The organism is Paracoccus sp. TRP, from assembly GCF_000185925.1.
Classification (GTDB): Bacteria; Pseudomonadota; Alphaproteobacteria; order Rhodobacterales; family Rhodobacteraceae; genus Paracoccus; species Paracoccus kondratievae.
Genome location: NZ_AEPN01000014.1, coordinates 1 through 22,507 on the forward strand (window position 1 = coordinate 1; position 22,507 = coordinate 22,507).

Annotated in this window: 22 protein-coding genes; 14 read left to right on the top strand and 8 right to left on the bottom strand. The window is 63.0% G+C overall.

Annotated elements, in window-relative coordinates:
- The first annotated feature begins 490 nt into the window (after positions 1-490).
- The 6 genes from PARACOCCUSGL_RS0110000 (at position 491) to PARACOCCUSGL_RS0110025 (ending at position 7,676) form a co-directional block, all read left to right on the top strand.
- On the top strand, positions 491-1,618 hold the full coding sequence (locus PARACOCCUSGL_RS0110000) for an aminodeoxychorismate synthase component I (RefSeq protein ID WP_029371975.1): 1,128 nt from the start codon (positions 491-493) through the stop codon (positions 1,616-1,618).
- The gene (locus PARACOCCUSGL_RS0110005; protein ID WP_010395915.1) at positions 1,576-2,211 is read left to right on the top strand and encodes an aminotransferase class IV family protein; all 636 of its coding nucleotides are present in this window, start codon (positions 1,576-1,578) and stop codon (positions 2,209-2,211) included. Before PARACOCCUSGL_RS0110000 ends, PARACOCCUSGL_RS0110005 begins: the two co-directional genes overlap by 43 nt.
- A gap of 186 nt (positions 2,212-2,397) precedes the next feature.
- Positions 2,398-3,450, top strand: a complete 1,053-nt coding sequence (gene nadA, locus PARACOCCUSGL_RS0110010; protein ID WP_010395918.1) for a quinolinate synthase NadA — start codon at positions 2,398-2,400, stop codon at positions 3,448-3,450.
- A gap of 3 nt (positions 3,451-3,453) precedes the next feature.
- Positions 3,454-5,019: an L-aspartate oxidase gene (locus PARACOCCUSGL_RS0110015; RefSeq protein ID WP_010395921.1), complete on the top strand. Its 1,566-nt coding sequence runs from the start codon at positions 3,454-3,456 to the stop codon at positions 5,017-5,019.
- The gene (gene nadC, locus PARACOCCUSGL_RS0110020) at positions 5,016-5,867 is read left to right on the top strand and encodes a carboxylating nicotinate-nucleotide diphosphorylase (protein WP_010395923.1); all 852 of its coding nucleotides are present in this window, start codon (positions 5,016-5,018) and stop codon (positions 5,865-5,867) included. Before PARACOCCUSGL_RS0110015 ends, nadC begins: the two co-directional genes overlap by 4 nt.
- Before the next feature lie 177 nt (positions 5,868-6,044).
- Entirely contained in the window at positions 6,045-7,676 is a 1,632-nt protein-coding gene (locus PARACOCCUSGL_RS0110025) for an alpha-D-glucose phosphate-specific phosphoglucomutase (RefSeq protein WP_010395925.1), read from the top strand.
- A 49-nt stretch (positions 7,677-7,725) separates the two neighbouring features.
- Here the strand turns inward: PARACOCCUSGL_RS0110025 and PARACOCCUSGL_RS0110030 are convergent, their stop codons facing one another.
- From PARACOCCUSGL_RS0110030 to PARACOCCUSGL_RS0110045, 4 genes are all read right to left on the bottom strand, one after another.
- A complete protein-coding gene (locus PARACOCCUSGL_RS0110030; protein WP_029371978.1) occupies positions 7,726-8,868 on the bottom strand; it encodes an alpha-D-ribose 1-methylphosphonate 5-triphosphate diphosphatase in 1,143 nt (380 codons plus the stop codon).
- Between the two features lie 160 nt (positions 8,869-9,028).
- The gene (locus PARACOCCUSGL_RS0110035) at positions 9,029-9,709 is read right to left on the bottom strand and encodes an NAD-dependent deacylase (RefSeq protein ID WP_010395928.1); all 681 of its coding nucleotides are present in this window, start codon (positions 9,707-9,709) and stop codon (positions 9,029-9,031) included.
- A 7-nt stretch (positions 9,710-9,716) separates the two neighbouring features.
- Positions 9,717-10,022, bottom strand: coding sequence for a hypothetical protein (locus tag PARACOCCUSGL_RS0110040; RefSeq protein ID WP_010395931.1), 306 nt, complete (start codon positions 10,020-10,022; stop codon positions 9,717-9,719).
- 167 nt (positions 10,023-10,189) lie between these two features.
- Positions 10,190-10,375: a heavy-metal-associated domain-containing protein gene (locus PARACOCCUSGL_RS0110045; protein ID WP_010395932.1), complete on the bottom strand. Its 186-nt coding sequence runs from the start codon at positions 10,373-10,375 to the stop codon at positions 10,190-10,192.
- A gap of 104 nt (positions 10,376-10,479) precedes the next feature.
- Here PARACOCCUSGL_RS0110045 and PARACOCCUSGL_RS0110050 point away from each other — a divergent pair, with 104 nt between their 5' ends.
- The 4 genes from PARACOCCUSGL_RS0110050 to PARACOCCUSGL_RS0110065 all read left to right on the top strand — a co-directional run bounded on the left by PARACOCCUSGL_RS0110050 (position 10,480) and on the right by PARACOCCUSGL_RS0110065 (position 14,186).
- Complete coding sequence (locus PARACOCCUSGL_RS0110050) at positions 10,480-11,382, top strand: DMT family transporter (RefSeq protein WP_010395934.1); 903 nt, start codon at positions 10,480-10,482, stop codon at positions 11,380-11,382.
- Positions 11,383-11,423: 41 nt separating this feature from the next.
- Entirely contained in the window at positions 11,424-13,223 is a 1,800-nt protein-coding gene (gene lepA / locus PARACOCCUSGL_RS0110055; protein WP_010395937.1) for a translation elongation factor 4, read from the top strand.
- Positions 13,224-13,492: 269 nt separating this feature from the next.
- Positions 13,493-13,804 carry a hypothetical protein gene (locus PARACOCCUSGL_RS20485; RefSeq protein ID WP_050804183.1) on the top strand — a complete coding sequence of 104 codons (312 nt, stop codon included), beginning with the start codon at positions 13,493-13,495 and terminating at the stop codon, positions 13,802-13,804.
- Between the two features lie 79 nt (positions 13,805-13,883).
- Complete coding sequence (locus PARACOCCUSGL_RS0110065) at positions 13,884-14,186, top strand: hypothetical protein (protein WP_010395942.1); 303 nt, start codon at positions 13,884-13,886, stop codon at positions 14,184-14,186.
- 32 nt (positions 14,187-14,218) lie between these two features.
- Here PARACOCCUSGL_RS0110065 and PARACOCCUSGL_RS0110070 read toward each other — a convergent pair whose 3' ends face one another.
- Positions 14,219-14,989 (bottom strand): alpha/beta fold hydrolase, encoded by a 771-nt coding sequence (locus PARACOCCUSGL_RS0110070; protein ID WP_029371984.1) that lies wholly within the window; start codon positions 14,987-14,989, stop codon positions 14,219-14,221.
- Between the two features lie 86 nt (positions 14,990-15,075).
- Here PARACOCCUSGL_RS0110070 and PARACOCCUSGL_RS0110075 point away from each other — a divergent pair, with 86 nt between their 5' ends.
- Entirely contained in the window at positions 15,076-15,459 is a 384-nt protein-coding gene (locus tag PARACOCCUSGL_RS0110075) for a hypothetical protein (protein WP_040601964.1), read from the top strand.
- Positions 15,460-15,637: 178 nt separating this feature from the next.
- Here the strand turns inward: PARACOCCUSGL_RS0110075 and glyA are convergent, their stop codons facing one another.
- Entirely contained in the window at positions 15,638-16,921 is a 1,284-nt protein-coding gene (glyA, locus tag PARACOCCUSGL_RS0110080) for a serine hydroxymethyltransferase (RefSeq protein ID WP_010395948.1), read from the bottom strand.
- 143 nt (positions 16,922-17,064) lie between these two features.
- Between glyA and PARACOCCUSGL_RS0110085 the strand changes: the two genes are divergently transcribed.
- Together PARACOCCUSGL_RS0110085 and PARACOCCUSGL_RS0110090 are read left to right on the top strand one after the other, a co-directional pair.
- Positions 17,065-17,814, top strand: coding sequence for an NAD kinase (locus tag PARACOCCUSGL_RS0110085; protein WP_010395950.1), 750 nt, complete (start codon positions 17,065-17,067; stop codon positions 17,812-17,814).
- Between the two features lie 49 nt (positions 17,815-17,863).
- Positions 17,864-19,459 carry a peptide chain release factor 3 gene (locus PARACOCCUSGL_RS0110090; protein ID WP_010395952.1) on the top strand — a complete coding sequence of 532 codons (1,596 nt, stop codon included), beginning with the start codon at positions 17,864-17,866 and terminating at the stop codon, positions 19,457-19,459.
- Positions 19,460-19,500: 41 nt separating this feature from the next.
- Here PARACOCCUSGL_RS0110090 and PARACOCCUSGL_RS0110095 read toward each other — a convergent pair whose 3' ends face one another.
- Positions 19,501-20,808 (bottom strand): MFS transporter, encoded by a 1,308-nt coding sequence (locus PARACOCCUSGL_RS0110095; protein ID WP_010395954.1) that lies wholly within the window; start codon positions 20,806-20,808, stop codon positions 19,501-19,503.
- A 255-nt stretch (positions 20,809-21,063) separates the two neighbouring features.
- Positions 21,064-21,486 carry an OsmC family protein gene (locus PARACOCCUSGL_RS0110100; RefSeq protein WP_010395957.1) on the bottom strand — a complete coding sequence of 141 codons (423 nt, stop codon included), beginning with the start codon at positions 21,484-21,486 and terminating at the stop codon, positions 21,064-21,066.
- A 105-nt stretch (positions 21,487-21,591) separates the two neighbouring features.
- On the opposite strand from PARACOCCUSGL_RS0110100, the gene PARACOCCUSGL_RS0110105 reads away from it, so the two are divergent.
- A complete protein-coding gene (locus PARACOCCUSGL_RS0110105) occupies positions 21,592-22,485 on the top strand; it encodes a DMT family transporter (protein ID WP_010395960.1) in 894 nt (297 codons plus the stop codon).
- The last annotated feature ends 22 nt before the right edge of the window (positions 22,486-22,507 follow it).

Genomic DNA, 22,507 nt, shown 5'->3' on the forward strand with positions numbered 1-22,507 from the left:
GCTTCGCCATTTGTCAACATGACCTAGTCCTTGGATTTCTCTCTGTCCGGAAATATTCCGTGCATTCCAGCACCGTATAGTTTCGTCAGTTTGCGACTGGAATCCAGTGGGTCACACAGTTGGATCAGCCGCGCCATCGCCTGTCGCGCGGATCAGATGCCGCGCATCAGATCCGCATCTCCATCGGCCACTCGGGGGCTGTCAGGAGGGGTTTGCCAATATCCATGGCTAGGCGACGCGCGCCATTCCCCACCCGCCGATCGGGTGGTCGGCCCAATCCGGCGGTGATCTTTCCCGCTATTCGTGAGGGGCTTGAGGGCGTCATCTTCGTCGATGTCTGCCTGCGCTCAGGCCGGCGCAATCGGGCCTGGGTGTCGCTCGCGCTATAATCGCCCCGGCGTCCACTGTTGTTGTCGCGTCGGTTCCTTTGCCGGCCATTGTTCCTGTCGCCGCGCCTGTGCTACCTCGCGGCGCAGGAATGGAGGCATGTGTGATCCTTTGCGAATTCGGTCCTGAGAGCGGGCCGGTCCTGTTTCAGGACCCGCAGGAAGTCGTGGTAGTGACCCGCGCCGAGGACGCCGCCCCCGCGCTTTCCCGGCTTGAGGATCTGCGTCGGCGGGGGGCGTGGATCGCGGGCTGGCTGTCCTATGAGCTGGGCTATGCGCTGGAGCCGGTGCTGACCGCTGATATGCCCGCCGACCGCCGTGCGCCGTTGATGGTCTTTGCCGCCTTTGCCGCGCCCGTGCCCGCGCCCGCGCTGCCATCCGGCGATGGCGCACGGCTTGCGCCCTTGCAGCCGATGATCTCGCAAGGGGAATATGCCGCGGCCTTTGCCCGTACGCTCGACTATATCGGGGCGGGGGATTGCTATCAGATCAACCTGACCTTTCCGATCCGCTCGTGCCTGGTGGCAGGCACCCCGCCTGAACTTTACGCGGCGCTGGCCGCGCGGCAGCCGGTGGGGTTTGGTGCCTATGTCGACCTTGGGGTGGGGCCGGTGGTGGTTTCACGCTCGCCCGAGCTGTTCTTTCGCCTCGATGCGCAAGGCAGGATCGAGGCGCGGCCGATGAAGGGCACGGCCCCGCGAGATCCCGATCCGCTGCGGGACGCGGCGCTGGCGGCGGGGCTTGCCGCCTCGGAAAAGAACCGGGCCGAGAACCTGATGATCGTCGATCTTTTGCGCAACGATATTGCCCGCATTTCGCATGTCGGCTCGGTGCGGGTGCCCGAGCTTTTCGCCGTGGACAGCTTTGCCACTGTCCATCAGATGAGCTCGCGCGTGACTGGTCAGCTTGCGCGTCCGGCCGAGCTGGGCGAGCTGATGCGGGCGCTGTTTCCCTGCGGATCGATCACCGGTGCGCCCAAAATACGGGCCATGCAGATCATCCGCGAGGTCGAACCGTACCCTCGCGACGTCTATTGCGGTTCGATCGGCTGGATGGCGCCGGATGGGAGGGCGTGTTTCTCGGTCGCGATCCGGACCCTGTCGATCTGGCCCGATGGAGAGGTCATCCTGAATGTCGGCGGCGGCGTCGTCCAGGATTCGACCGCCGAGGGCGAATGGGAGGAGGCATTATGGAAAGCGGGCTACGCGCAGCATCTGGCGACCCCGACCTGAGGCTGATCGAGACGGTGCTGTGGGACGGCATCCAATGCCCCCGGATCGAAGGGCATCTGGCCCGTCTTGCCTCGGGTGCGCGCGCGCTTGGCTGGCCATGCGATCTGCGGGCGGCGCGCGCGGCACTGGTCGCCCCGTGGGGCCAGCCTGCGCGGCTGCGCCTGACCCTCGACCACGCCGGGCGGACTGAGGTGACGCAGGCGGCGCTGCCCCGATCGCGGCCCGAGTGGCGGCTGGCACTGGCCGGGACCCAGCTGTCTTCGGACGATCCGTGGCTGCGGCTCAAGACCACGCGGCGGGCGCATTACGATGCTGCCCGCGCCGCTTTGCCCAAAGGGATCGACGAGGTGATTTTTCTTAACGAGCGGGGTGAGGTTTGCGACGGCACAATCACCACGCTGTTCTTTGATCGCGGACAGGGTATGCGCACGCCGCCGCTTGCCTCAGGCCTGTTGCCGGGTGTCCTGCGCGGCCAGATGCTTGCCAGCGGGGAATGCCGTGAAGAGTTGCTGCTGGCTGCGGATATGCCCCATCTCAGGCTATGGGTCGGCAATGCGCTGCGCGGCCTGATCCCGGCGGTCTGGGTGGGATAGGGCGCGACGGGGGGCTTTCGTCCGGGGATCAGCGGCTTGGGCCTTGTTACCTAACTGTCGCATTTGCATTGCCCGAGTGACCTCCATCCGTTAGGAAACCCGACTCACGGGCGGGGGCGGCTTTGGCATCAGGCTGACCGCATCGCATCGGAGGGACCGCGCCGCGGGCAGAGCAGGGGGGACCGAATGCTCGATCTGACGACCATCCGCAGCGAGCTTGGCTCGCATTACGATCTTGAGCCCTCGCTCGAACTGGCCGAGCGTATGGCCGATATCCATGCGCGCATGGGCCGTGTCATGCCATGGCCGGACTGGGCAATTCATGCCCCCTATGTCGCCGCGATCAACAAGCTCAAGAAAGAGCGGAATGCCGTCGTGCTGGCGCATAACTATATGACGCCCCAGATCTATCACGGTATTTCGGATGTCGTGGGCGACAGCCTTGCGCTTGCCATCGCAGCGACCAGGGTCGAGGCCGAGGTGATCGTCCAATGCGGCGTGCATTTCATGGCCGAGACCTCAAAGATCCTGAACCCGCAAAAGACCGTGCTGATGCCTGATATGGAGGCCGGCTGCTCGCTTGCCGAAAGCATCACCCCAGAGGGGATCGCTGAAATGCGCGCCCGTTTCCCGGATGCGCCGGTGGTCAGCTATGTCAACACCACGGCCGAGGTAAAGGCTGCCTCGGACATTTGCTGCACCTCTGCCAATGCGGCGCAGATCGTTGCGGCGCTGGACTGCGATACGATCATCATGACGCCTGACAAGTGGCTGGCACAGAATGTCGCCCGGCAGGTCCCGCAAAAGCGGATCGTCTGGTGGGACGGGGCTTGCGTTGTGCATGAACGCTTTACTGCGCAGGATCTGCGGGATTTTCGCTCGTGGAACCCGGGGCTGAAGATTATCGCCCACCCTGAATGCCCGCCCGAGGTGGTGGCCGAGGCCGATTATGCCGGCTCGACCGCCAGTATTCAGGACTGGGTCGAACGTGAGCAGCCCCGGCAGGTGATGTTGGTCACCGAATGTTCGATGGCCTCGAACATCTCGGACACTAACCCGGACGTCGAGTTCCTGGGCCCCTGCAACATGTGCCCCTATATGCAAAAGATCACGCTGGAAAAGGTGCTCTGGTCGCTGCACACCATGACCGGAGTGGTCGAGGTGGACCCCGAAATCGCTGCACGCGCGCGCCTTTCGGTCCAGCGTATGATCGACCTGTCGCAACGCTTGGCGGCCTGACGCATGCGCGAGGTCTCGACCGGCCGCGTCGTCATCGTCGGCGCCGGGCTGGGCGCGCTTTATGCGGCGCTGAAACTGGCGCCGCGCCCTGTGCTGATGATCTCGCCCGAGGTGCTGGGGCAGGGGGCCAGTTCGGCTTGGGCGCAGGGCGGGGTGGCTGCGGCCATGGACCCCGCCGACAGCCCTGCCGCCCATGCCCGCGACACGCTGATTGCGGGTGCGGGCACCGTCGATCCCGAGGTTGCCCACCGCGTCACCCAAGAGGCCCGCGCCCATATCCTTGACCTGACCACGCTTGGCACGCCGTTCGACCGCAGGCCGGACGGCGGCTATGTCATGTCGCGTGAGGCGGCGCACAGCTTTGCCCGCGTCGTGCGCGTGCGCGGGGATCAGGCGGGGGCGGAAATCATGCGCGTCCTTGTCGCCTGCGTGCGCGAGACGCCCTCGGTGCAGGTGCTTGAGGGCGTGATTGCAACTGGCCTGTCGGTCGAAAACGGCGCCGTGACGGGGGTCGATGTGGCGCTTTCCGGTCCGCAAGGTTCGGCCCCTTTGCGCATCCGCGCCCCGGCGGTGCTGCTGGCGGGCGGCGGCTCGGGCGGGCTTTACGCGCTGACGACCAACCCTTCGCGCATTCGCGGACAGGTGATCGGCATGGCGGCGCGGGCCGGGGCGGAAATCGCCGATGCCGAATTTGTCCAGTTTCATCCGACTGCGATTGATTGCGGCGAAGATCCCGCGCCCCTGGCGACCGAGGCGCTGCGGGGTGAGGGGGCGCATCTGATCAACCGTCTGGGTGAGCGGTTCATGCCGGCGATCCACCCCGATGCCGAGCTTGCGCCACGCGATGTGGTGGCCCGCGCCATTTATGCCCAGACTCAGGCAGGGCTGCGGCCGATGCTTGACACCCGGGCCTGTCTTGGGCCGCGCCTCCTCACCGATTTTCCCGCTGTGGCCGAGGCCTGTGCCAGGGCGGGCATCGACCCCACGCGCGAGCCGATCCCGGTCGCTGCCGCCGCGCATTACCATATGGGCGGCATCGCGGTGGATGATGATGGCAGGGCCAGCCTAGACCGGCTTTGGGTCTGTGGCGAGGCCAGCTCGACCGGGCTGCATGGTGCAAACCGGCTGGCCTCGAACGGGCTGCTTGAGGCGCTGGTCTTTGCCCGCCGCTGCGCGCTTTCGATTGAGGCGCAACCAGTTCCTGTGCAGGATGAACCACAGGTCCTGTTGCCCGATTTGCCTCCGGGCACGGTGCCCGATCCTGCGCTGGTCGCCCGGCTGCGCCGTGCCATGACCGAGGGCGCGGGCGTCTTGCGCGACGCCGATGGCCTTGCCCGCTGCCTGCGCGAGATTGCTGCCATCGAGGCTGCCCAACCCGATTGCCCCGCGCTTTTGAACATGACCGCAACCGCGACCCTGATCGCTGCGGCGGCGCTGATGCGGCAGGAAAGCCGGGGGGCGCATTGCCGCACCGATTTCCCGCAGACCATGGCCGAGGGCCGCCGCTCGCGCCTGACGCTGGCGCAGGCGCTGGCCTTGCGCGCCTCGCTTGAACCGGAGACGACATGACCGACATGCCCCCGCTGCCCGAGATGATCCTTGAGCCCCTGGTACGGGCCGCACTGACCGAGGATCTGGGCACCTATGGCGATATCACCACCCGCACGGTGATCCCGGCCGGGACCCACTATCGGGCACGGATCGTGGCACGCGAGGCGGGCGTTGCCTCGGGCATGCAACTGGCTGCCATCGCCTTTCGGCTGATCGACCCGAGCCTTGTCTGGCGGCTGCATCATTCTGACGGCAGCCCCTTTCAGCCGGGCGATACCTTGGCCGAGATCGAGGGCGAGGCCGCCTCGATCCTATCGGCCGAGCGGGTGGCGCTGAACTTTGCCGGCCGCCTTTCCGGTATTGCGACCCAGACGGCGGCTTTCGTGGCCGAGACGGCGGGCACCCGGGCGCGCATCACCTGCACGCGCAAGACCACTCCGGGTCTGCGGTTGGTCGAGAAACAGGCGGTGCTGCATGGCGGCGGTTTCAACCACCGTTTCAGTCTGTCGGATGCGATCCTGATCAAGGACAATCATATCGCCGCGGCGGGCGGCATTCGGCCGGTGTTGCAGGCGGTCAAGGCGCGCGCCTCGCATATGATGCGGGTCGAGATCGAGGTTGACCGCCTTGACCAGCTTGCCGAGGTACTGGACGAAGGCGGTGCCGATGTCGTTCTGCTTGACAATATGCGGACCGAGGATCTGCGCGAGGCGGTAGTGATGGCACAGGGCCGCGTGGTGCTGGAGGCGTCGGGCAATATGAGACTTGCCCGTATCGCCGAGGTGGCGACGACGGGTGTTGACTATATCTCGGTCGGGGCGCTGACCCATTCGGCACGCACGCTGGATCTGGGCCTGGATTTCTGAGACACAGAGCCATGTCGCCGCCCTGCGCGGGATCCTGCCCATGCACCTGTTGCCTGCCCGGCGCATAGCCACACAGGCTGTTGCGCCGGGCCTTGATAGCTGGTGATTTCCAACCATTGCCCTTAGTCGTGCTGGCTGCCAGCATCCCGCCCGACCAAGAACGTTAAGGAGAGGTCCATGACCGTTCATACCGTCCCGACCCGGCCCATTGAGGGCCAAAAGCCCGGCACGTCCGGCCTGCGCAAGAAGACCCCGGTCTTTATGCAGCCGCATTATCTGGAAAATTTCGTGCAGGCGATCTGGAACGGTACCGGGGGCGCGTCGGGTAAGACCTATGTTCTGGGTGGGGACGGGCGCTATTTCAGCGACCGCGCCGCGCAGGTGATCCTGCGCATGGCTGCGGCGAGCGGCGCGAAAAAGGTGATCGTCGGGCAGAATGCACTGCTGTCGACCCCCGCCGCCTCGCATCTGATCAGGCTGCGCAAGGCAGATGGCGGCATTATCATGTCGGCCAGCCACAACCCCGGCGGCCCGAATGAGGATTTCGGCGTCAAATACAACACCGCCAATGGCGGCCCCGCGCCCGAGCCGGTGACCGAGGCGATTTTTGCCGCCAGCAAGACGCTTGGTGAATATCACATCCTGGATGCACAGGACGTCGATCTTTCCACCCCCGGTACAACGACCCTTGGCGGGATGGAGGTCGAGGTCGTCGATCCGGTCGCCGATTATGCCGAGCTGATGCGCTCGATCTTTGATTTTGACAAGATCCGGGCGCTGTTTGGCGATGGTTTCCGCATCCGCTTTGACGCCATGCATGCCGTCACCGGGCCCTATGCCAAGGCGATACTTGAGGGCGCGTTGGGGGCGCCTGCGGGTTCGGTGGTCAATGCCGTGCCTAGCCCCGATTTCGGCGGCGGTCATCCCGATCCCAACCCGATCTGGGCCAAGGATCTGATGGATGTAATGTTTGGCGCCGATGCGCCGGATTTCGGCGCTGCCTCGGACGGGGATGGCGACCGCAACATGATCGTCGGGCGGAATTGCTATGTGACGCCCTCGGACAGCCTTGCGGTACTTGCCGCCAACGCGACGCTGGTGCCTGCCTATGCCAAGGGGCTGAAGGGGGTTGCCCGTTCGATGCCGACCTCGCGTGCGCTGGACCGCGTGGCCGAAAGCCTGGGCCTTGCCTGCTGCGAAACCCCGACCGGATGGAAGTTCTTTGGCAATCTGCTTGACGCCGACCGCGCCACGCTTTGCGGCGAGGAAAGCGCCGGAACCGGTTCGGATCATGTGCGGGAAAAGGACGGCTTGTGGGCGGTGCTGTTCTGGCTGAACGTGCTTGCCGAGCGCCGTCAGTCGGTTGCCGAGGTCATGGCTGATCACTGGGCGAAATTCGGCCGCAACTATTATTCGCGCCACGATTACGAGGCGGTTGATGCCGGCGCGGCCTCGGAGCTGATGGAGGCATTGCGCGCCCGTCTGTCCGAACTGCCGGGCCAGACCATTGCCGGCCTGCGTATCGAGGCGGCGGATGAGTTTGCCTATGATGACCCGGTGGATGGTTCGCGGACCGAACGTCAGGGCCTGCGGATCATGACCCAAGGTGGTGGGCGCATCGTAATGCGCCTGTCGGGTACCGGGACCGAAGGCGCGACCCTGCGCGTCTATCTTGAGCGGGTCGAGACCGATCCGGCCCGGATGAAGGACGATCCGCAAGCGGCACTGGCCCCGATCATCACAGCCGCCGAGGAAATCGCCGGTATCCGCGCCCGTACCGGCCGGCCTCGGCCCGATGTGATTACCTGAGACCTTGCGGCGGCGGGGTGTCCCCGCCGCCCTTGTCCACTGCCGGTGTTCAGACCCTTTGGCCGCGCACCCATGTTCCGCGCATGACCGGGGTTTCGCCCATCATTGAGAATCGGATCAGATCGGCCCGCAGCCCCGGCGCGATACGGCCGCGATCTGCAAGGCCCGCAGCCTTGGCCGGGTTTCGGGTTACAGTTGCGATGGCACGGGGCAGGTCATCCCAGATCCGCGCAAGGATCAGCGCCCCGGCCAGCAAAGCCGAGGGCACATAATCCGAGGACAGAATGTCCAGATGCCCGGCCCGTGCCAGTTCGGCTGCCGAGACATTGCCGGAATGCGATCCGCCACGCATCAGGTTCGGCGCCCCCATCATCACCATGATGCCATGAGCGTGGCATGCGGCCGCCGCCTCGGGCGTGGTCGGGAACTCTGCCAGCCGCACCCCATGACCTGCCGAAGTCACGACATGTTCGGCGGTAGTGTCGTCATGGCTGGCGAGTACCGCGCCCAGACGATGCGCGATCTCGACCGCCGCTGCCTCGTGCTGGTCGCCGAAACGGGCACGCAAATCCCGCAGTCTTGCGACATGCCGGGCGAATTCCTCGTCCGACAGTTTGTACTTGCCCTGCACATACTGGGCGAGCTTGCTGATATCGCGGAACTGACGCTGACCGGGGGTATGGTCCATCAGGCTGATGATACCGACGCGGTCCTCGGGGCCGAATTCGTCCAGTTCGGCCAGCAGGGTCTCTGAGCAGACCTCGGCACGCAGATGCAGCAGATGACTGATCCGCAGCACATCTTTTTCACGCAGCGCGGCCAGTTCATGGGCAAGCGCGCGGGCATATTTCTCGTAATCCTTGTCCGGTCCATTATTCGGGATCGAGCCCACGCGCATCGCATCAAAGACCGTGGTGATGCCACAGCCTGCCAGCTCGGCATCATGGGCGAGGATGGCATTGGCATGGGGCCAATCCACGCCAGGGCGCGGGCGCAGGTGACGTTCAAGGTTGTCGGTATGCAGCTCGACCATGCCGGGGGCGAGGAAATCGCCTTGCAGATCCTCGGCCCCCGTCGGGACAATCTCGCCGGGCTCGATCGCTGTGATGACACCATTCTCGATGATAAGTGCGCCGGTCGTCACGGTATCAGGCAGGATCAGGCGGGCATTGGCGAGGATGGTGCGGGTCATGGTGGGCCTTGAGGTTGCGGGCAGGCGAAAGGTGCAGGCAAGGGGTGGCGGATCGGCTTGCAATGGTCAAGCCTTGCCCCCTGCTCTGCTGCGGGCTGCTGTTGCGCCGGCGGCGCGGATCAATGGATATTTAGACACGAAAGAAGTCTGGAGGCGCTGCTCAGGAGCAGAGCATATCGACCCATTCGGGCACGACCGTCGTGGCGGGGCCGATGCGGCGTTGGGTGAAGTCGCGACTGACGGCCGAGTCGACGAGATTCAGCTCGATGGTTTCGGCACCATTGCGGCGCGCGTGTTGGGCGAGACCGGCGGCGGGATAGACGAGGCCCGAGGTGCCGATGGCGGCAAAGATCCCGGCGTTTTCGACAGCAGCCCAGATTGCCTCCATATGATAGGGGATTTCGCCGAACCAGACGATATCGGGCCGGGTTTCCGGTGCCCCGCAGGAGGGGCAGAGATCTTGTGCCCGCATCACCAGCGGTGCTGGCCATCGACAGCCGCAGGCGGCGCAGAGGGCGCCGAGCAGGCTGCCGTGCATATGGATCACCTCGGTCGAGCCGCCGCGTTCGTGCAGATCGTCGACATTCTGCGTGATCAGTGTCAGGTGGTGATGCCGGGCCAGCCGGGCCAGCGCCCGATGCGCGGCGTTGGGCTGGGCGCGGACCGCAGTGGCGCGGCGCTGGTTATAAAAGCGATGAACCAAAGCTGGATCACGCCGAAAGCCCTCGGGCGTTGCGACGTCCTCGATCCTATGATTTTCCCACAGCCCGTCACTGGCGCGAAAGGTCCGGATCCCGCTTTCGGCCGAGATGCCGGCCCCGGTCAGCACGGTGATGCGCATATCAGGCTCAGCGTGCGCAATAGGCCTCGGCCGCGGCGGCAAAGCTTTTGTAGCGTGCCCAGAAGGCGTTGTCGGCGTCGCTTTTCGACATGCGGACCTTTTGCGCCTCGTCCGCGTCACGGAAAAAGCGGGCAGCGCGGCGCTGGTCAGAGCGCGATAGCGTCTGGTCGGCGACCTGCTGGATGCAGCCACAGACCTGGCTGTTGCGGGCGCCGCGTTCTGAGCGCACGCATGCAGAATCAATCGGCCCTGCTACGGCCCATGGCGCAGTAAGCACCACCGCCGCGGCGGCGGTCATCAGTCGGTTGAACATTCCTGTCTCCTCGGCTCGTGTCGCGGCATGGGGCTGGGCACCCTCTGTCTGCTGCGATCTTTCTGCCATCAAGGTTAGCAGAAGCTGCCTTTGGTCTCAATTATGGCGGGCAGCGAACGACGGGCCAAGGATGGCGGCTGAGCCGCGACGAGGCCCAAGATATGCCCTCAGGCCGGTTCGGGGGTATAGCCGGCGTCGCGAATCACCTGGGCGGCGCGGTCGCGCTCCAGCCCCTCGACAGTGACGCTATGCGTGGGCAGATCGCAGCTGGCATGGCCGCCTGCCTCGGCCACCGCCTTTTCGATCGCGGCAGTGCAATGGTTGCAGCTCATGTCCTCAACGCGGAACTTCATCAGGGCATCCTTTCGCCTGGCCGGACCTTTCGCTTGTCCGGGAACCGACCTATGATCGCGCCACGGCGCCACGGGCGCAACTCCCCCTCATGAGGCTGCGACCGATGGTCACCGAAAATTTCCGTGGTGCGATCCTGATGGTGATCTCGATGGTGCTGTTCGCCTTCGAGGACATGTTCATCAAGCTGCTTTCGGCCGAGCTGCCTTACGCCCAAGTGCTGGCGCTGATCGGGCTTTTGGGGCTTTGCGTCTTTGGCACCATGCTGAAGCTGAAAGGTGGGCGGCTTTTTACCCGTGACCTTGTACGGCCAGTCGTGTTGTTCCGCGGGTTGATGGAGGCAGTCGGCTCGATCGGGATCGTCGTGGCGCTGGCACTGACAGAGCTGTCTTCAACTTCGGCGATCATGCAGGCCTTGCCGCTTGCCATCGTGGTTGGCGCGGCGCTGATGGGCGAGCCGGTCGGCTGGAGACGCTGGGTCGCGATTATTGTCGGCTTTCTTGGCGTATTGTTGGTGATCCGGCCGGGGCTGGACGGGTTCCAGCCGATCTCGCTGATGGCGCTTCTGGCGGTGGTGGGGCTTGCAGGCCGTGATCTGTGCACCCGGCATGTACCGGCGCGTATCCATTCCGACCAGCTTGCCGCCTCGGCTTTCTTTGCCATTTTGATTGCTGCCCTGCAGATGGGGTGGGTGCTGGGGCAGGAGTTCGTCATGCCCGACCTGCGTCAATGGCTGCTGGTAGTGGGCTGTATCGCTGTGGGTGTGGGTGGGTATGGATTGCTGGTTGCCGCAACCCGCGTCGGTGAGGCCTCGGCCCTGGCTCCATATCGTTATGCCCGTCTGGTGTTTGCCCTGATTCTTGCCTTTGTGGTCTTTGGTGAGCGGCCGGATGTTCTGACCATGCTGGGTGCTGCGATCATCGTTGCCTCGGGTTGCTACACGATGTGGCGCGAGGCGGTGCTGCGTCGGCGCCAGCTGCGCGCAGCCGGCTTTGCCCCGATCTCTTGAATCCTCTTCCCGCAACGCAAAAGCCCTTGTATAGCCCGGCCATGACCGACCTTGATCTCATCCGCAATTTTTCGATCGTGGCACATATCGACCACGGTAAATCCACCTTGGCCGACCGGCTGATCCAGATGACGGGCACGGTCGCCGAACGCGACATGAAAGCCCAGCTGCTGGACAGCATGGATATCGAACGCGAGCGCGGTATCACCATCAAGGCCAACACCGTGCGCATCGAATACCCGGCCAGGGACGGGCGCACCTATGTGCTGAACCTGATCGACACCCCCGGCCACGTCGACTTTGCCTATGAAGTCAGCCGCAGCATGCGCGCCGTCGAAGGCTCGCTGTTGGTTGTGGACGCCACGCAAGGGGTCGAGGCACAGACGCTCGCCAACGTTTATCAGGCCATCGATGCCGGGCATGAGATCGTGCCGGTTCTGAACAAGATCGACCTGCCTGCCGCCGAGCCTGGTCGCGTCAAGGAGCAGATCGAGGACGTGATCGGCATCGACGCCCATGACGCGATCGAGATCTCGGCCAAGACCGGTCTTGGCATCCCTGATGTGCTTGAGGCCATCGTTACCCGCCTGCCAGCACCCAAGGGCGACCGGGACGCACCGCTTAAGGCGATGCTCGTCGATTCGTGGTATGATCCCTATCTGGGCGTTGTCGTGATGATCCGTGTCATGGATGGGGTGATCCGCAGGGGCGACCGCATCCGTATGATGCAGACTAATGCCGTCTACGGCATCGACAAGCTTGCGGTCCTGCGTCCCCAGATGCAGGATATTGCCGAGCTGGGGCCGGGTGAAATTGGCGTGCTGACTGCGTCGATCAAGCAGGTGCGTGACACCCGCGTCGGCGATACCATCACCCATGAGCGTAAGGGCTGTGAGCAGCCGCTGCCGGGCTTCAAACCCGCGCAGCCGGTCGTATTCTGCGGGCTCTTCCCGGTCGATGCCAACGATTTTGAGGCGTTGCGCGATGCTATCGAAAAGCTCGCACTGAACGACGCCAGCTTTAGCTATGAGATGGAGACCTCGGCCGCGTTGGGTTTCGGTTTCCGCTGCGGATTCCTGGGCCTTTTGCATCTTGAGGTGATCCGGGACCGGCTGGAGCGCGAATACGATCTGGATCTCATTACTACTGCACCTTCGGTGGTGTTCAAACTTTACATGAAGGATGGCGAGGTGCGGGACCTTCACAACCCCGCTGATATGCCTGACCTGACCCATGTTGATCACATCGAAGAGCCGCGGATCAAAGCCACCATTATGGTGCCTGACGAATATCTGGGTGATGTGCTGAAGCTTTGTCAGGACCGGCGTGGTATCCAGCTTGACCTGACCTATGCCGGCAATCGGGCCATGGTGGTTTATGACCTGCCGTTGGCCGAGGTGGTTTTCGACTTCTATGACCGGCTCAAGTCGGTGACCAAGGGCTATGCCAGCTTTGATTACCAGATCTCGGAATATCGCGAGGATTATCTGGTCAAGATGTCGATTCTTGTGAACGATGAACCGGTCGATGCGCTGGCGATCATGGTTCACCGCGACCGGGCCGAATCGCGTGGCCGTGCCATGGTCGAAAAGCTTAAGGACCTGATCCCGCGGCACATGTTCAAAATTCCGATTCAGGCAGCGATCGGTGGTCGGGTGATTGCGCGTGAAACGCTTAGCGCCCTGCGTAAGGACGTGACGGCAAAATGTTATGGCGGTGACGCAACGCGTAAGAAAAAATTGCTGGAAAAACAAAAGGCTGGCAAGAAAAAGATGCGCCAGTTCGGCAAGGTCGAAATTCCGCAGACCGCCTTTATTCAGGCGCTGAAGATGGATAGCTGATAGTTGCACTACCCTGAACCGGGTGCGCGCAAGCAGCCCCGGTTCAGGGCAGATATGTGCAAAAGAAGGCAGGCGAGTGCTGGTCGTCATAGACCCATCCTGGCGCCCACAGGTTAAATTCGGGTTACCTTCAAAGAGGCTGGGGGTCCCTGCGGCAGATAAATCCCTCCCACTGCATGTCTGGTTGGGAAGGTCGCAGCAAATTGACGCAGATCAAAGTCGCCGAGGCGCATTTTGTGTATGGCCCTGTCCGCGAACAGGAGCGCCTTATGAAGCTGACCACCCGCAAAACCATTTTGACCGCGCGTCGAGATGCTATTCATGCTGATCTGGCGATGATTCGTCATGAGCTTGAGGCCTCTCAGCCCCAATCTATTTCAGGGGAACACGGGGCCGTTATTCACGCCCTTGGTCAAGCTGGTCAGGCTGAACTGGAGCAGATCGAATCGGCGCTGCAGCGGATCGCTGGCGGTGACTATGGAGTTTGCACCTGCTGCGGTGCTGTGATCCCGGCAGAGCGGTTGGATTCGTTGCCGGATATCCTCACCTGCACGGGCTGCCAATCGCGCGGGTTAAGCTGAGGCGACAGTCCGGCCGCCTGATTAATTGCCTAGTCGTAAGGGTTTGTTAACCCCTGGTGGCTAAACAGGGGTCATGCGTATGATCCTGTCCCTGGTCCTGATTCTTTCCGCCTGCGCTTCGCCATCGCCGCAATTCTTTGGCGCCACCCGGTATGACACGACGCTGGATGGTGTCCGGTTTGTCGTTTTTCACGACGGTGCGCGGGCGCAGGTGATCCGCCTTGGTTATCTTGACCGTCAGACCCGTGCCAGAATTCCTGAACTGATGGTGGTGGCCGCCGAACAGACAACCGGATGCCGGGTCATTCCCAACAGCCTTCGCAGTCGCATTCCCGGCGACACAGGCGAGGCGCAGCTGTCTCTGCGGTGCCCTGACGGATGATCCGTGATAAATGCCGCTGTCTGGGTCAGGACTTAGTCCAGAAAGGCCGCGACTGTCCCGGCCACTTCGGCGGGACGATCCGCATGCAGCCAATGTCCGGCACCGGCGATGGTGCGAATGTCAGCCTGCGGGAAATGCGCCCTGATCGCTTCGGATTGCTGCGGGGCGCGACAATAGTCCGATTCCGAGCCGATCAGAAATAACGCAGGGCCGGTAAAGCTGCCTTTCGGGGCGTTCTCGGGCCAGCCCACCAGAAACGGCATCTGATCCCGCAAAGCTGCAAGGTTGAATTTCCACTGCGGCGGATCGGCTTTCAGGTCCAGCGATTGCAACAGAAAGGCACGCACACCCGGATCTGAAATATGTTCGGCCAGACGTGCGTCTGCCTCGGACCGCCGCTCGATACCGGCCAGATCGGTTGCCTCCATTGCGTCGATATGGCTGGCTTGACTATGCGCATAGGCAAAGGGGGCGATATCCATGATGATCAGCCGACGAACAAGGTCCGGCTGGGTCAGCGCCAGCATCATTGCCGCCTTGCCTCCCATCGAATGGCCCAGAATATCGGCCTGTCCCCCTTCGGCAGCGACGATCTGGGCCAGATCATGGGCGAGGGCGGGGTAGCTGTGATCGGGATCGTGAAAGCTGTCGCCATGATTGCGCATATCGACCGCGATCACTCGCCGTGTCTCACTCAGGCGACGGGCCAGACCGCCCAGATTGCGCCCCGATCCGAACAGCCCGTGCGCCAGCAGAACTGGCGGCTGATCCGAATCTCTACCCGTAATTGTCATGTTCAGCATCATGGATCTAACCTAGCGACACTGGCGAGCTTGCGCCAGAGAGGGTAGGTTGGCGAAAACCTGCAATGGGCGTGACGGGGGACGTCATGGGTATCGAGAAGATCCGGCCGATGGCCGATGAGGTGGCGGGCCTTATGGCGGCGCGGTTTGGTGGTGTCCGTCGCGGGCAGCACGCCGATCTGGGGAGCATGCTGCGCAAGCGCGGCGGTGCCTTGCCGCGGCGGCTGAGGCGCGAGGCCCGGGTACTGGCCGACGCCGATCTGAAGGCTGGACAGCCCAAATTGGCGCGGCAGGTCGATTTTGAACAGCTTGAGCGCGCGCATAAGGCGCTGGTTTCTTACCTGCGTCCGCTTGGGCAGGGGGGGCGGATGCAAGGAGGCGTGGTCGGCGTTGCGGCAAGCGTGATGTTCGGCCTGCTGATTCTGGCGGCCGTCGCCATCTGGATCATGAAGGTGCGCGGGTTGATCTGAGCCGCAGGGGGGGAGGGTCGAGCCTGAAGAGCACAATAGAAAAAGCCGGCGCATATTGGCCGGCTTTTTCTTTGTATCAGATGCTCAAAGAAGGTGTGGGTCAGGAATGCTGTAAGAATACCTATTCCGCCCGGTCTTGTGAGCTGCGCAGGGCTGTCTGTCCCGCGCAGCGTTGCGATCACAGGCCTTCGTAAAGGGGGAAGCGGGCGCAGAGCTCGGTCACCTCGGCCTTGACGCGGGCCTCGACCTCGGCGTTGCCCTCTTCGCCATTTGCGGCCAGGCCATCGACCACTTCGACGATCCAGCGGGCGATCTGGCGGAACTCTTCTTCCTTGAAGCCGCGCGTGGTGCCAGCCGGTGCGCCCAGCCGGATGCCCGATGTCACGAAGGGTTTTTCGGGATCAAAGGGCACGCCGTTCTTGTTGCAGGTGATATGCGCGCGACCCAATGCCGCCTCGGTCGCCTTGCCGGTCACGCCTTTGGGGCGCAGGTCTGCAAGGCACAGGTGGTTGTCGGTGCCGCCCGAGACGATGTCGATGCCGCCCTTCATCAGTTCGTCCGCCATGGCGCGGGCGTTGGCCACGACCTGAGCGGCATAGCCCTTGAACTCGGGGCGCAACGCCTCGCCAAAGGCGACGGCCTTGGCGGCGATGACATGCATCAGCGGGCCGCCCTGCAGGCCGGGGAAGACGGCCGAGTTGATCTTTTTGGCGATCTCGGCGTCATTGGTCAGGATCATGCCGCCACGCGGGCCGCGCAGGGATTTGTGGGTGGTCGTGGTGACGACATGTGCGTGGGGCAGCGGCGAGGGATGCTGGCCGCCCGCCACCAGACCGGCGATATGGGCCATGTCCACCATCAGATATGCGCCCACTTCGTCGGCGATCTTGCGGAATTCAGCCCAGTCCCAGATGCGGCTGTAGGCGGTGCCACCGGCAAGGATCAGCTTGGGCTTATGCTCATGGGCGTGTTTGCGGATCTCTTCCATGTCAAGCAGCTGGTCCTGCTGGCGCACGCCGTACGAGACAACGTTGAACCATTTGCCCGACATGTTGACCGGCGAACCGTGGGTCAGGTGGCCGCCCGAGTTCAGGTCAAGCCCCATGAAAGTGTCGCCCGGCTGCAAGAGAGCCAGGAACACTGCCTGGTTCATCTGGCTGCCCGAGTTCGGCTGAACGTTGGCAAATTCGCAGCCAAACAGCTCTTTGGCGCGCTCGATGGCCAGATTCTCGACGATATCGACATATTGGCAGCCGCCATAGTAGCGCTTGCCCGGATAGCCTTCGGCGTATTTGTTGGTCAGAACCGAGCCCTGCGCCTCAAGCACCGCTTTGGAGACGATGTTTTCGGAGGCGATCAGCTCGATCTCGTCGCGCTGCCGGCCCAGTTCCTTGCGGATGGCGTCGAAAATCGAAGAGTCGCGGCTGGCGAGCGTCTCGGTGAAGAATCCGGTGTCGGTCATCTGGTCCTCATGCAAAAAGCAGGCTCGCTGGCCTTCTAACGCGTTTCATTCTGGCCCGCTAGGATGGATGCGACGCAGGGGCGGTAGATTATCCCATATGCCAAAGGGCTTGCACCCGGCACGCTGCACGCCATGATGGCCGCATGAAAATGCACTTTATCGCCTCTGGTACCGAAACCGCCGTGACCGCCGCCGAGGCGTTGTCCGAACGTTATGGTCATGTGCCGATCCGCGAGGCAGAGGTGATCGTCGCGCTTGGTGGCGACGGGCTGATGCTGTCGGTGATGCATCAGAACCGCGGGCTGCCGGTCTATGGCATGAACCGGGGCACGGTCGGTTTTCTGATGAACACCTATTCAGAAGAGGATCTGCCCGGCCGCATCAGGGCAGCCGAAGAGACGCTGATCAACCCGCTGGCCATGACCGCCGGAACCACCGACGGGCATGAGCACTGCGCACTGGCGATAAATGAGGTCAGCATGCTGCGCGCCGGACCACAGGCGGCACGGCTGCGCATCAGCGTGAACGGCCGGGTGCGGCTGGAAGAGCTGATCTGCGATGGTGTTCTGCTATCCACGCCTGCAGGCTCGACGGCCTATAATTATTCGGCAAACGGGCCAATCCTGCCCTTGGGTTCAGGTGTGCTGGCGCTGACGGCCATCGCCGCCTTTCGCCCGCGGCGCTGGCGTGGGGCGATCCTGCCGAAAAGCGCGACAGTGCGCTTTGACGTGCTTGAACCCGACAAGCGCCCCGTGATGGCCGATGCCGATTCGCGTGGCGTCGATTCGGTCCTGTGGGTCGAGATCCGGTCCGAGAAAACGATCCGTCATCGCCTGCTGTTTGATCCCGGACACGGGCTTGAGGAACGGGTGATCCGCGAACAGTTCGTCTGACGCCCGATTCCATTTGAGACTGCGCGCGCTGCGCGGTAAAGGGCCGGACATGATGAATCGTCCTGATCTTCCCGCCGAAATCGCTCGCCGCCGCACCTTTGCGATCATTTCGCATCCCGACGCCGGCAAGACCACCCTGACCGAAAAGTTCCTGCTGTTTGGCGGGGCGATTCAGATGGCTGGTCAGGTCCGGGCCAAAGGCGAGGCGCGGCGTACGCGCTCGGACTTCATGAAAATGGAGCAGGAGCGGGGGATTTCGGTCTCGGCCTCGGCCATGTCCTTTGACTTTGACAACTGGCGCTTCAACCTGGTCGATACCCCCGGCCACAGCGATTTCTCTGAGGACACATATCGCACCCTGACTGCGGTGGACGCGGCGATCATGGTCATCGACGGCGCCAAGGGCGTCGAAAGCCAGACGCGTAAACTGTTCGAGGTTTGCCGGTTGCGCGACCTGCCCATCCTGACCTTCTGTAACAAGATGGACCGCGAAAGCCGCGACACGTTCGAGATCATCGACGAGATTCAGGAAAATCTGGCCATCGACGTCGCCCCGGCTTCATGGCCGATTGGCATGGGCCGCGACTTTATCGGCGCCTATGACCTTTTGAACGACCGGCTGGAGATCATGGACCGCGCCGACCGCAACAAGGTGGCCGAGTCGATTCAGATCAGCGGGCTCGACGATCCGAAACTGGCCGAACATGTCCCCGCCGGTCAGCTGGAAAAGCTGCGCGAAGAGCTTGAGATGGCACGTGAGCTTTTGCCCGCCTTCAATCGCCAGTCCTTCCTTGAGGGGCATATGACCCCGATCTGGTTCGGTTCTGCCATCAACAGCTTTGGTGTGCGCGAGCTGATGCGCGGCATCGGCGAATTCGGCCCTGAGCCGCAGCCGCAAGGCGCGGCTGAGCGTCAGATCGCGCCCGAGGAAAAGCCGGTGACGGGCTTTGTTTTCAAGGTTCAGGCCAATATGGACCCCAAGCACCGTGACCGGGTGGCCTTTGTCCGTCTTGCCTCGGGCCATTTCGAACGTGGGATGAAGCTTTTGCACGTCCGTTCGAAAAAGCAGATGGCGGTGTCGAACCCGGTGCTGTTTCTTGCCGCCGATCGCGAACTGGCCGAAGAGGCCTGGGCGGGCGATATCATCGGCATTCCGAACCACGGCCAGCTGCGCATCGGCGATGCGCTGACCGAGGGCGAGGCGCTGCGCTTTACCGGCATCCCCTCATTCGCGCCCGAGCTTTTGCAGGCCGTGCGCGCGGGCGACCCGATGAAGGCCAAGCATCTGGAAAAGGCGCTGATGCAATTCGCCGAAGAAGGCGCGGCCAAGGTCTTTAAACCGATGATCGGCTCGGGCTTTATCGTGGGCGTCGTCGGGGCGCTGCAATTCGAGGTGCTCGCCAGCCGGATCGAACTTGAATATGGCCTGCCGGTTCGGTTCGAGGCGACGCAGTTCACCTCGGCCCGCTGGCTTTCGGGTCCGAAAGACAAGGTCGAGGCCTTTTCGCAGACGAACAAGGGCCATATGGCGCAGGATCATGACGGCGATCTGGTCTATCTGACCCGGCTGCAATGGGACATCGACCGGGTTACCCGTGACCACCCCGAGCTTAAGCTGACCGCCACCAAGGAAATGATGGTGTAAGCGAAATCCGTGGCGACGTGGATCGCCGCCACGGTGATCTTTCAGCGCAGTTGCTTGCGCTTGGTCTCTGGCGCCCACATGATCGAAAAGATCAGCCCGATAAGCGGGAACATCGCCATGATGATCATGGTTTTGGATGCGCCCAGGACCTCAAGCGAGGTTGGCAGCAGATAAACCGCCGTAGCTGCTGATATCCGCGAGAAGGCGGCCGAGAAACCGACGCCGGTCGAACGCAGCCGGGTTTCAAAGATCTCGGCCGGATAGACGTATTCGATGTTGTTTGCAGCCGGGGCGACGAACATGTAGATCGCAAACAGCGCGACCACCACCCAGACCGGCGCCTGCGGGAACAGGCCAATCGCCAGCAGGACCGCGAACATGACCGCGAAGGTCGAGATCACGAAATGCCGCCGCGTCAGCCAGTGCAGCAGAAACAGGCCAAAGATCGCGCCGAGAATTTGCACCGTATTCAGCCAGACATCGACCACTGTCGCATCATGGATCTGAAGCATCTCAAAGACCGGGCCGACAAAGGTGAAGATGGCGAAGAACGGCCCGACCTGACAGAACCAGAACAGCCCGGAATAGATGTGCTGGCGCCAATGAGGCGAGGTCAGCAGCTCGACCGGCGAGGCGTGCGATTTCTCCAGCACCACATCAGGGATGTCGTATTCGGCTCCGAAATGTTTGGTGACCACTGCGCGGGCTTCGGTGTCACGCCCCCGCGCCTTGAGCCACATCGGGGTTTCGGGCAGGCGCAGCCGCAACAAAAAGGTGATCAGCGCCGGTACCGCGCTGGTCGCCAAAAGAAAGCGCCAGTCATCGCCCTTGTAAAGATTGCCGATGATAAAGGCGGCGGTAAAACCGACCTGCCACCCGACTGAGAAACAGCCCAGCAGCACGCCACGCCCTTTGCGGCGCGAGAACTCGGCCAGAACCGAGGTTCCGACGGCGTATTCCACCCCGATCGCCAGTCCCAGGGCCAGCCGCAGCGCCACCAGCTGCCAGACCTCGCCCACCATGAGCTGCAAAAGCGACAGCACCACAAAGGCCAGCAGGTTATAGGCGAACACTGGCCGGCGGCCATATTTGTCCGCAAGGTTGCCAAAGAACATCCCACCGACGAAAACGCCTATCAGCGCGCTTGCCGCGATCAGGCCCTGGCTTAGCGCAGAAAGCGCCAGTTCTTGCTTGGCGAGCGTCAGCGAGGGGCCGACGATACCCAGAACATAGCCATCCAGCGCCGCGCCCCCCAGCGAGGCGGCAACGGCGATGATGTGAATGGGCTTCAGCGGCGCCTCGTCCAGACTGCGCAGCCGGGGGCCTCCGTTCTCGGCGAATTGTTTCATGCAGTTCCTCCTGCTCCTCTTACCCCGCCCGAGACCGGCAGCTCGCAGCCGGGATAGATCGGGAGGGGTGCCTCCGCGGCAGAGGATGCATTGCGCCAAGGCAGCAGCAAGGGGGGAAGCGGGCAATATCAGCCTTAGGATACCGTGGGTTGCGACACCTGCCCGGATGAATTGCGACAAGGGGTCTTTTGCATGGAATATGCCGCCGCCCGTAAAGCACAGGGGGCGGCGTAACGCGATTCTGTACGGTCGTTCTCAGACCACCGTGACGTCCATCGTCACCTCGGCATTCAATACCTTGCTGACGGGGCAGCCTTTTTCGGCCTTGCGGGCGCATTCCTCGATCACTGCCTTGTCGCCGTCGCCGCGGATTCTGGTGTTCAGATGCGCAGTCTTGATCGAAAAGCCGTCGCCATCCTTGGCCAAGCCGATTTCCGAGGTGGTCTCGATCTTCACATTGGTGATGCCCGCTTCTTGCAGGATCAGGGACAGCGCCATGCTGAAACAGGCGGCATGAGCCGCGCCGATCAGTTCTTCGGGGTTGGTGCCGGGCAGCCCCTCAAAGCGGGTGTTAAAGCCATAGGGCTGGCTGCTCAGCGCACCGGATTTGGTCGATACTGCGCCCTTGCCGTCCTTGAGCGCGCCTTCCCATACTGCTGAACCGGAATTGACAATCATCGCCGTTCTCCTTTCTGCCGTGACCTGCCGACAGAATGCGCAATCCCTTGCGCGGGTTCAATCGCCAGCCTATCCCGCCACAAGGAATGGTAGAGGAAAAACCGCATGCCGGTGCATGAACTTGCCGCTTTGGGCGCTGCGGCCTGCTGGGCGATTACCGGCATCCTGTCGCAATCGGCGGCCCAGGCGCTGGGACCGTTCGGCTTTAACCGCCTGCGTCAGGGCATGGTCGCGATCATGCTGGCGGTTATTGTCATTGCTACCGGGCGGCTGGGCGGGATCGCTTTCGGGGATCTGTGGCGGCTTTCCTTGTCGGGCGTGGTCGGCATTTTTCTGGGCGATACACTGCTTTACGTGACGCTGATCCGGCTTGGCCCAAGGCGCTCGGGGGCGCTGTTTGCACTGAACGCGCCTATGGCGGCACTGATGGGCTGGCTTGCTCTTGGCGAGTCTCTCTCTCCCTTGGCGATGCTCGGCGTCGTGCTCTCGACGGCTGGCGTTGCCATGGCGGTGCTGGGCCGGCCTGGACGATCGGGCGCGCACCGGTTCGAGACGATCGAGGGTTCGGTCTGGATCGCTACCGGTTACGGGCTGCTGGCGGCGGCGGGGCAGGCGCTTGGCTCGCTGATCGCGCGGCCGGTCATGGCATCGGGCTTTGACCCCTATGTGGCCTCTCTGGTGCGGGTTTCGATCGCGGTCGCCTGCCTTATTCTGCTCATGGCGCTGCCGATCGCCGAATTAAAGCCCCGCAATAAGCCGACACCACGCGTGCTGCTGCTGACTGCGCTCTCAGGGCTGATCGCCATGGTCATTGGCATGACGCTGCTGATGTTTGCGCTGCAGGGGGGCAAGGTCGGCATCGTCTCAACGCTTTCCGCGCTGTCGCCAGTCCTGATCCTGCCGGTACTTTGGGCGATGACAGGGGCGCGACCCTCGCCGACCTCATGGGCGGGGGCTGTGATGGCGGTCATGGGTATGGCGCTGATCTTTCTTTCCTGACGGGGATGTCATTAGCTGGTGG

Excerpts from the sequence above, each read along its gene's own strand:
- PARACOCCUSGL_RS0110030 (WP_029371978.1), bottom strand. The coding sequence starts at position 8,868 with ATGACCCGCACCATCCTCGCCAATGCCCGCCTGATCCTGCCTGATACC.
- PARACOCCUSGL_RS0110100 (WP_010395957.1), bottom strand. The coding sequence starts at position 21,486 with ATGATTGTCAATTCCGGTTCAGCAGTATGGGAAGGCGCGCTCAAGGAC.
- nadC (WP_010395923.1), top strand. The coding sequence starts at position 5,016 with ATGACCGACATGCCCCCGCTGCCCGAGATGATCCTTGAGCCCCTGGTA.
- PARACOCCUSGL_RS0110050 (WP_010395934.1), top strand. The coding sequence starts at position 10,480 with ATGGTCACCGAAAATTTCCGTGGTGCGATCCTGATGGTGATCTCGATG.
- PARACOCCUSGL_RS0110045 (WP_010395932.1), bottom strand. The coding sequence starts at position 10,375 with ATGAAGTTCCGCGTTGAGGACATGAGCTGCAACCATTGCACTGCCGCG.
- PARACOCCUSGL_RS0110035 (WP_010395928.1), bottom strand. The coding sequence starts at position 9,709 with ATGCGCATCACCGTGCTGACCGGGGCCGGCATCTCGGCCGAAAGCGGG.
- PARACOCCUSGL_RS0110005 (WP_010395915.1), top strand. The coding sequence starts at position 1,576 with ATGGAAAGCGGGCTACGCGCAGCATCTGGCGACCCCGACCTGAGGCTG.
- PARACOCCUSGL_RS0110025 (WP_010395925.1), top strand. The coding sequence starts at position 6,045 with ATGACCGTTCATACCGTCCCGACCCGGCCCATTGAGGGCCAAAAGCCC.
- PARACOCCUSGL_RS0110090 (WP_010395952.1), top strand. The coding sequence starts at position 17,864 with ATGATGAATCGTCCTGATCTTCCCGCCGAAATCGCTCGCCGCCGCACC.
- nadA (WP_010395918.1), top strand. The coding sequence starts at position 2,398 with ATGCTCGATCTGACGACCATCCGCAGCGAGCTTGGCTCGCATTACGAT.
- PARACOCCUSGL_RS20485 (WP_050804183.1), top strand. The coding sequence starts at position 13,493 with ATGAAGCTGACCACCCGCAAAACCATTTTGACCGCGCGTCGAGATGCT.
- PARACOCCUSGL_RS0110095 (WP_010395954.1), bottom strand. The coding sequence starts at position 20,808 with ATGAAACAATTCGCCGAGAACGGAGGCCCCCGGCTGCGCAGTCTGGAC.
- PARACOCCUSGL_RS0110105 (WP_010395960.1), top strand. The coding sequence starts at position 21,592 with ATGCCGGTGCATGAACTTGCCGCTTTGGGCGCTGCGGCCTGCTGGGCG.
- PARACOCCUSGL_RS0110065 (WP_010395942.1), top strand. The coding sequence starts at position 13,884 with ATGATCCTGTCCCTGGTCCTGATTCTTTCCGCCTGCGCTTCGCCATCG.
- PARACOCCUSGL_RS0110075 (WP_040601964.1), top strand. The coding sequence starts at position 15,076 with ATGGGTATCGAGAAGATCCGGCCGATGGCCGATGAGGTGGCGGGCCTT.
- PARACOCCUSGL_RS0110040 (WP_010395931.1), bottom strand. The coding sequence starts at position 10,022 with ATGTTCAACCGACTGATGACCGCCGCCGCGGCGGTGGTGCTTACTGCG.
- glyA (WP_010395948.1), bottom strand. The coding sequence starts at position 16,921 with ATGACCGACACCGGATTCTTCACCGAGACGCTCGCCAGCCGCGACTCT.
- PARACOCCUSGL_RS0110070 (WP_029371984.1), bottom strand. The coding sequence starts at position 14,989 with ATGCTGAACATGACAATTACGGGTAGAGATTCGGATCAGCCGCCAGTT.
- lepA (WP_010395937.1), top strand. The coding sequence starts at position 11,424 with ATGACCGACCTTGATCTCATCCGCAATTTTTCGATCGTGGCACATATC.
- PARACOCCUSGL_RS0110085 (WP_010395950.1), top strand. The coding sequence starts at position 17,065 with ATGAAAATGCACTTTATCGCCTCTGGTACCGAAACCGCCGTGACCGCC.
- PARACOCCUSGL_RS0110015 (WP_010395921.1), top strand. The coding sequence starts at position 3,454 with ATGCGCGAGGTCTCGACCGGCCGCGTCGTCATCGTCGGCGCCGGGCTG.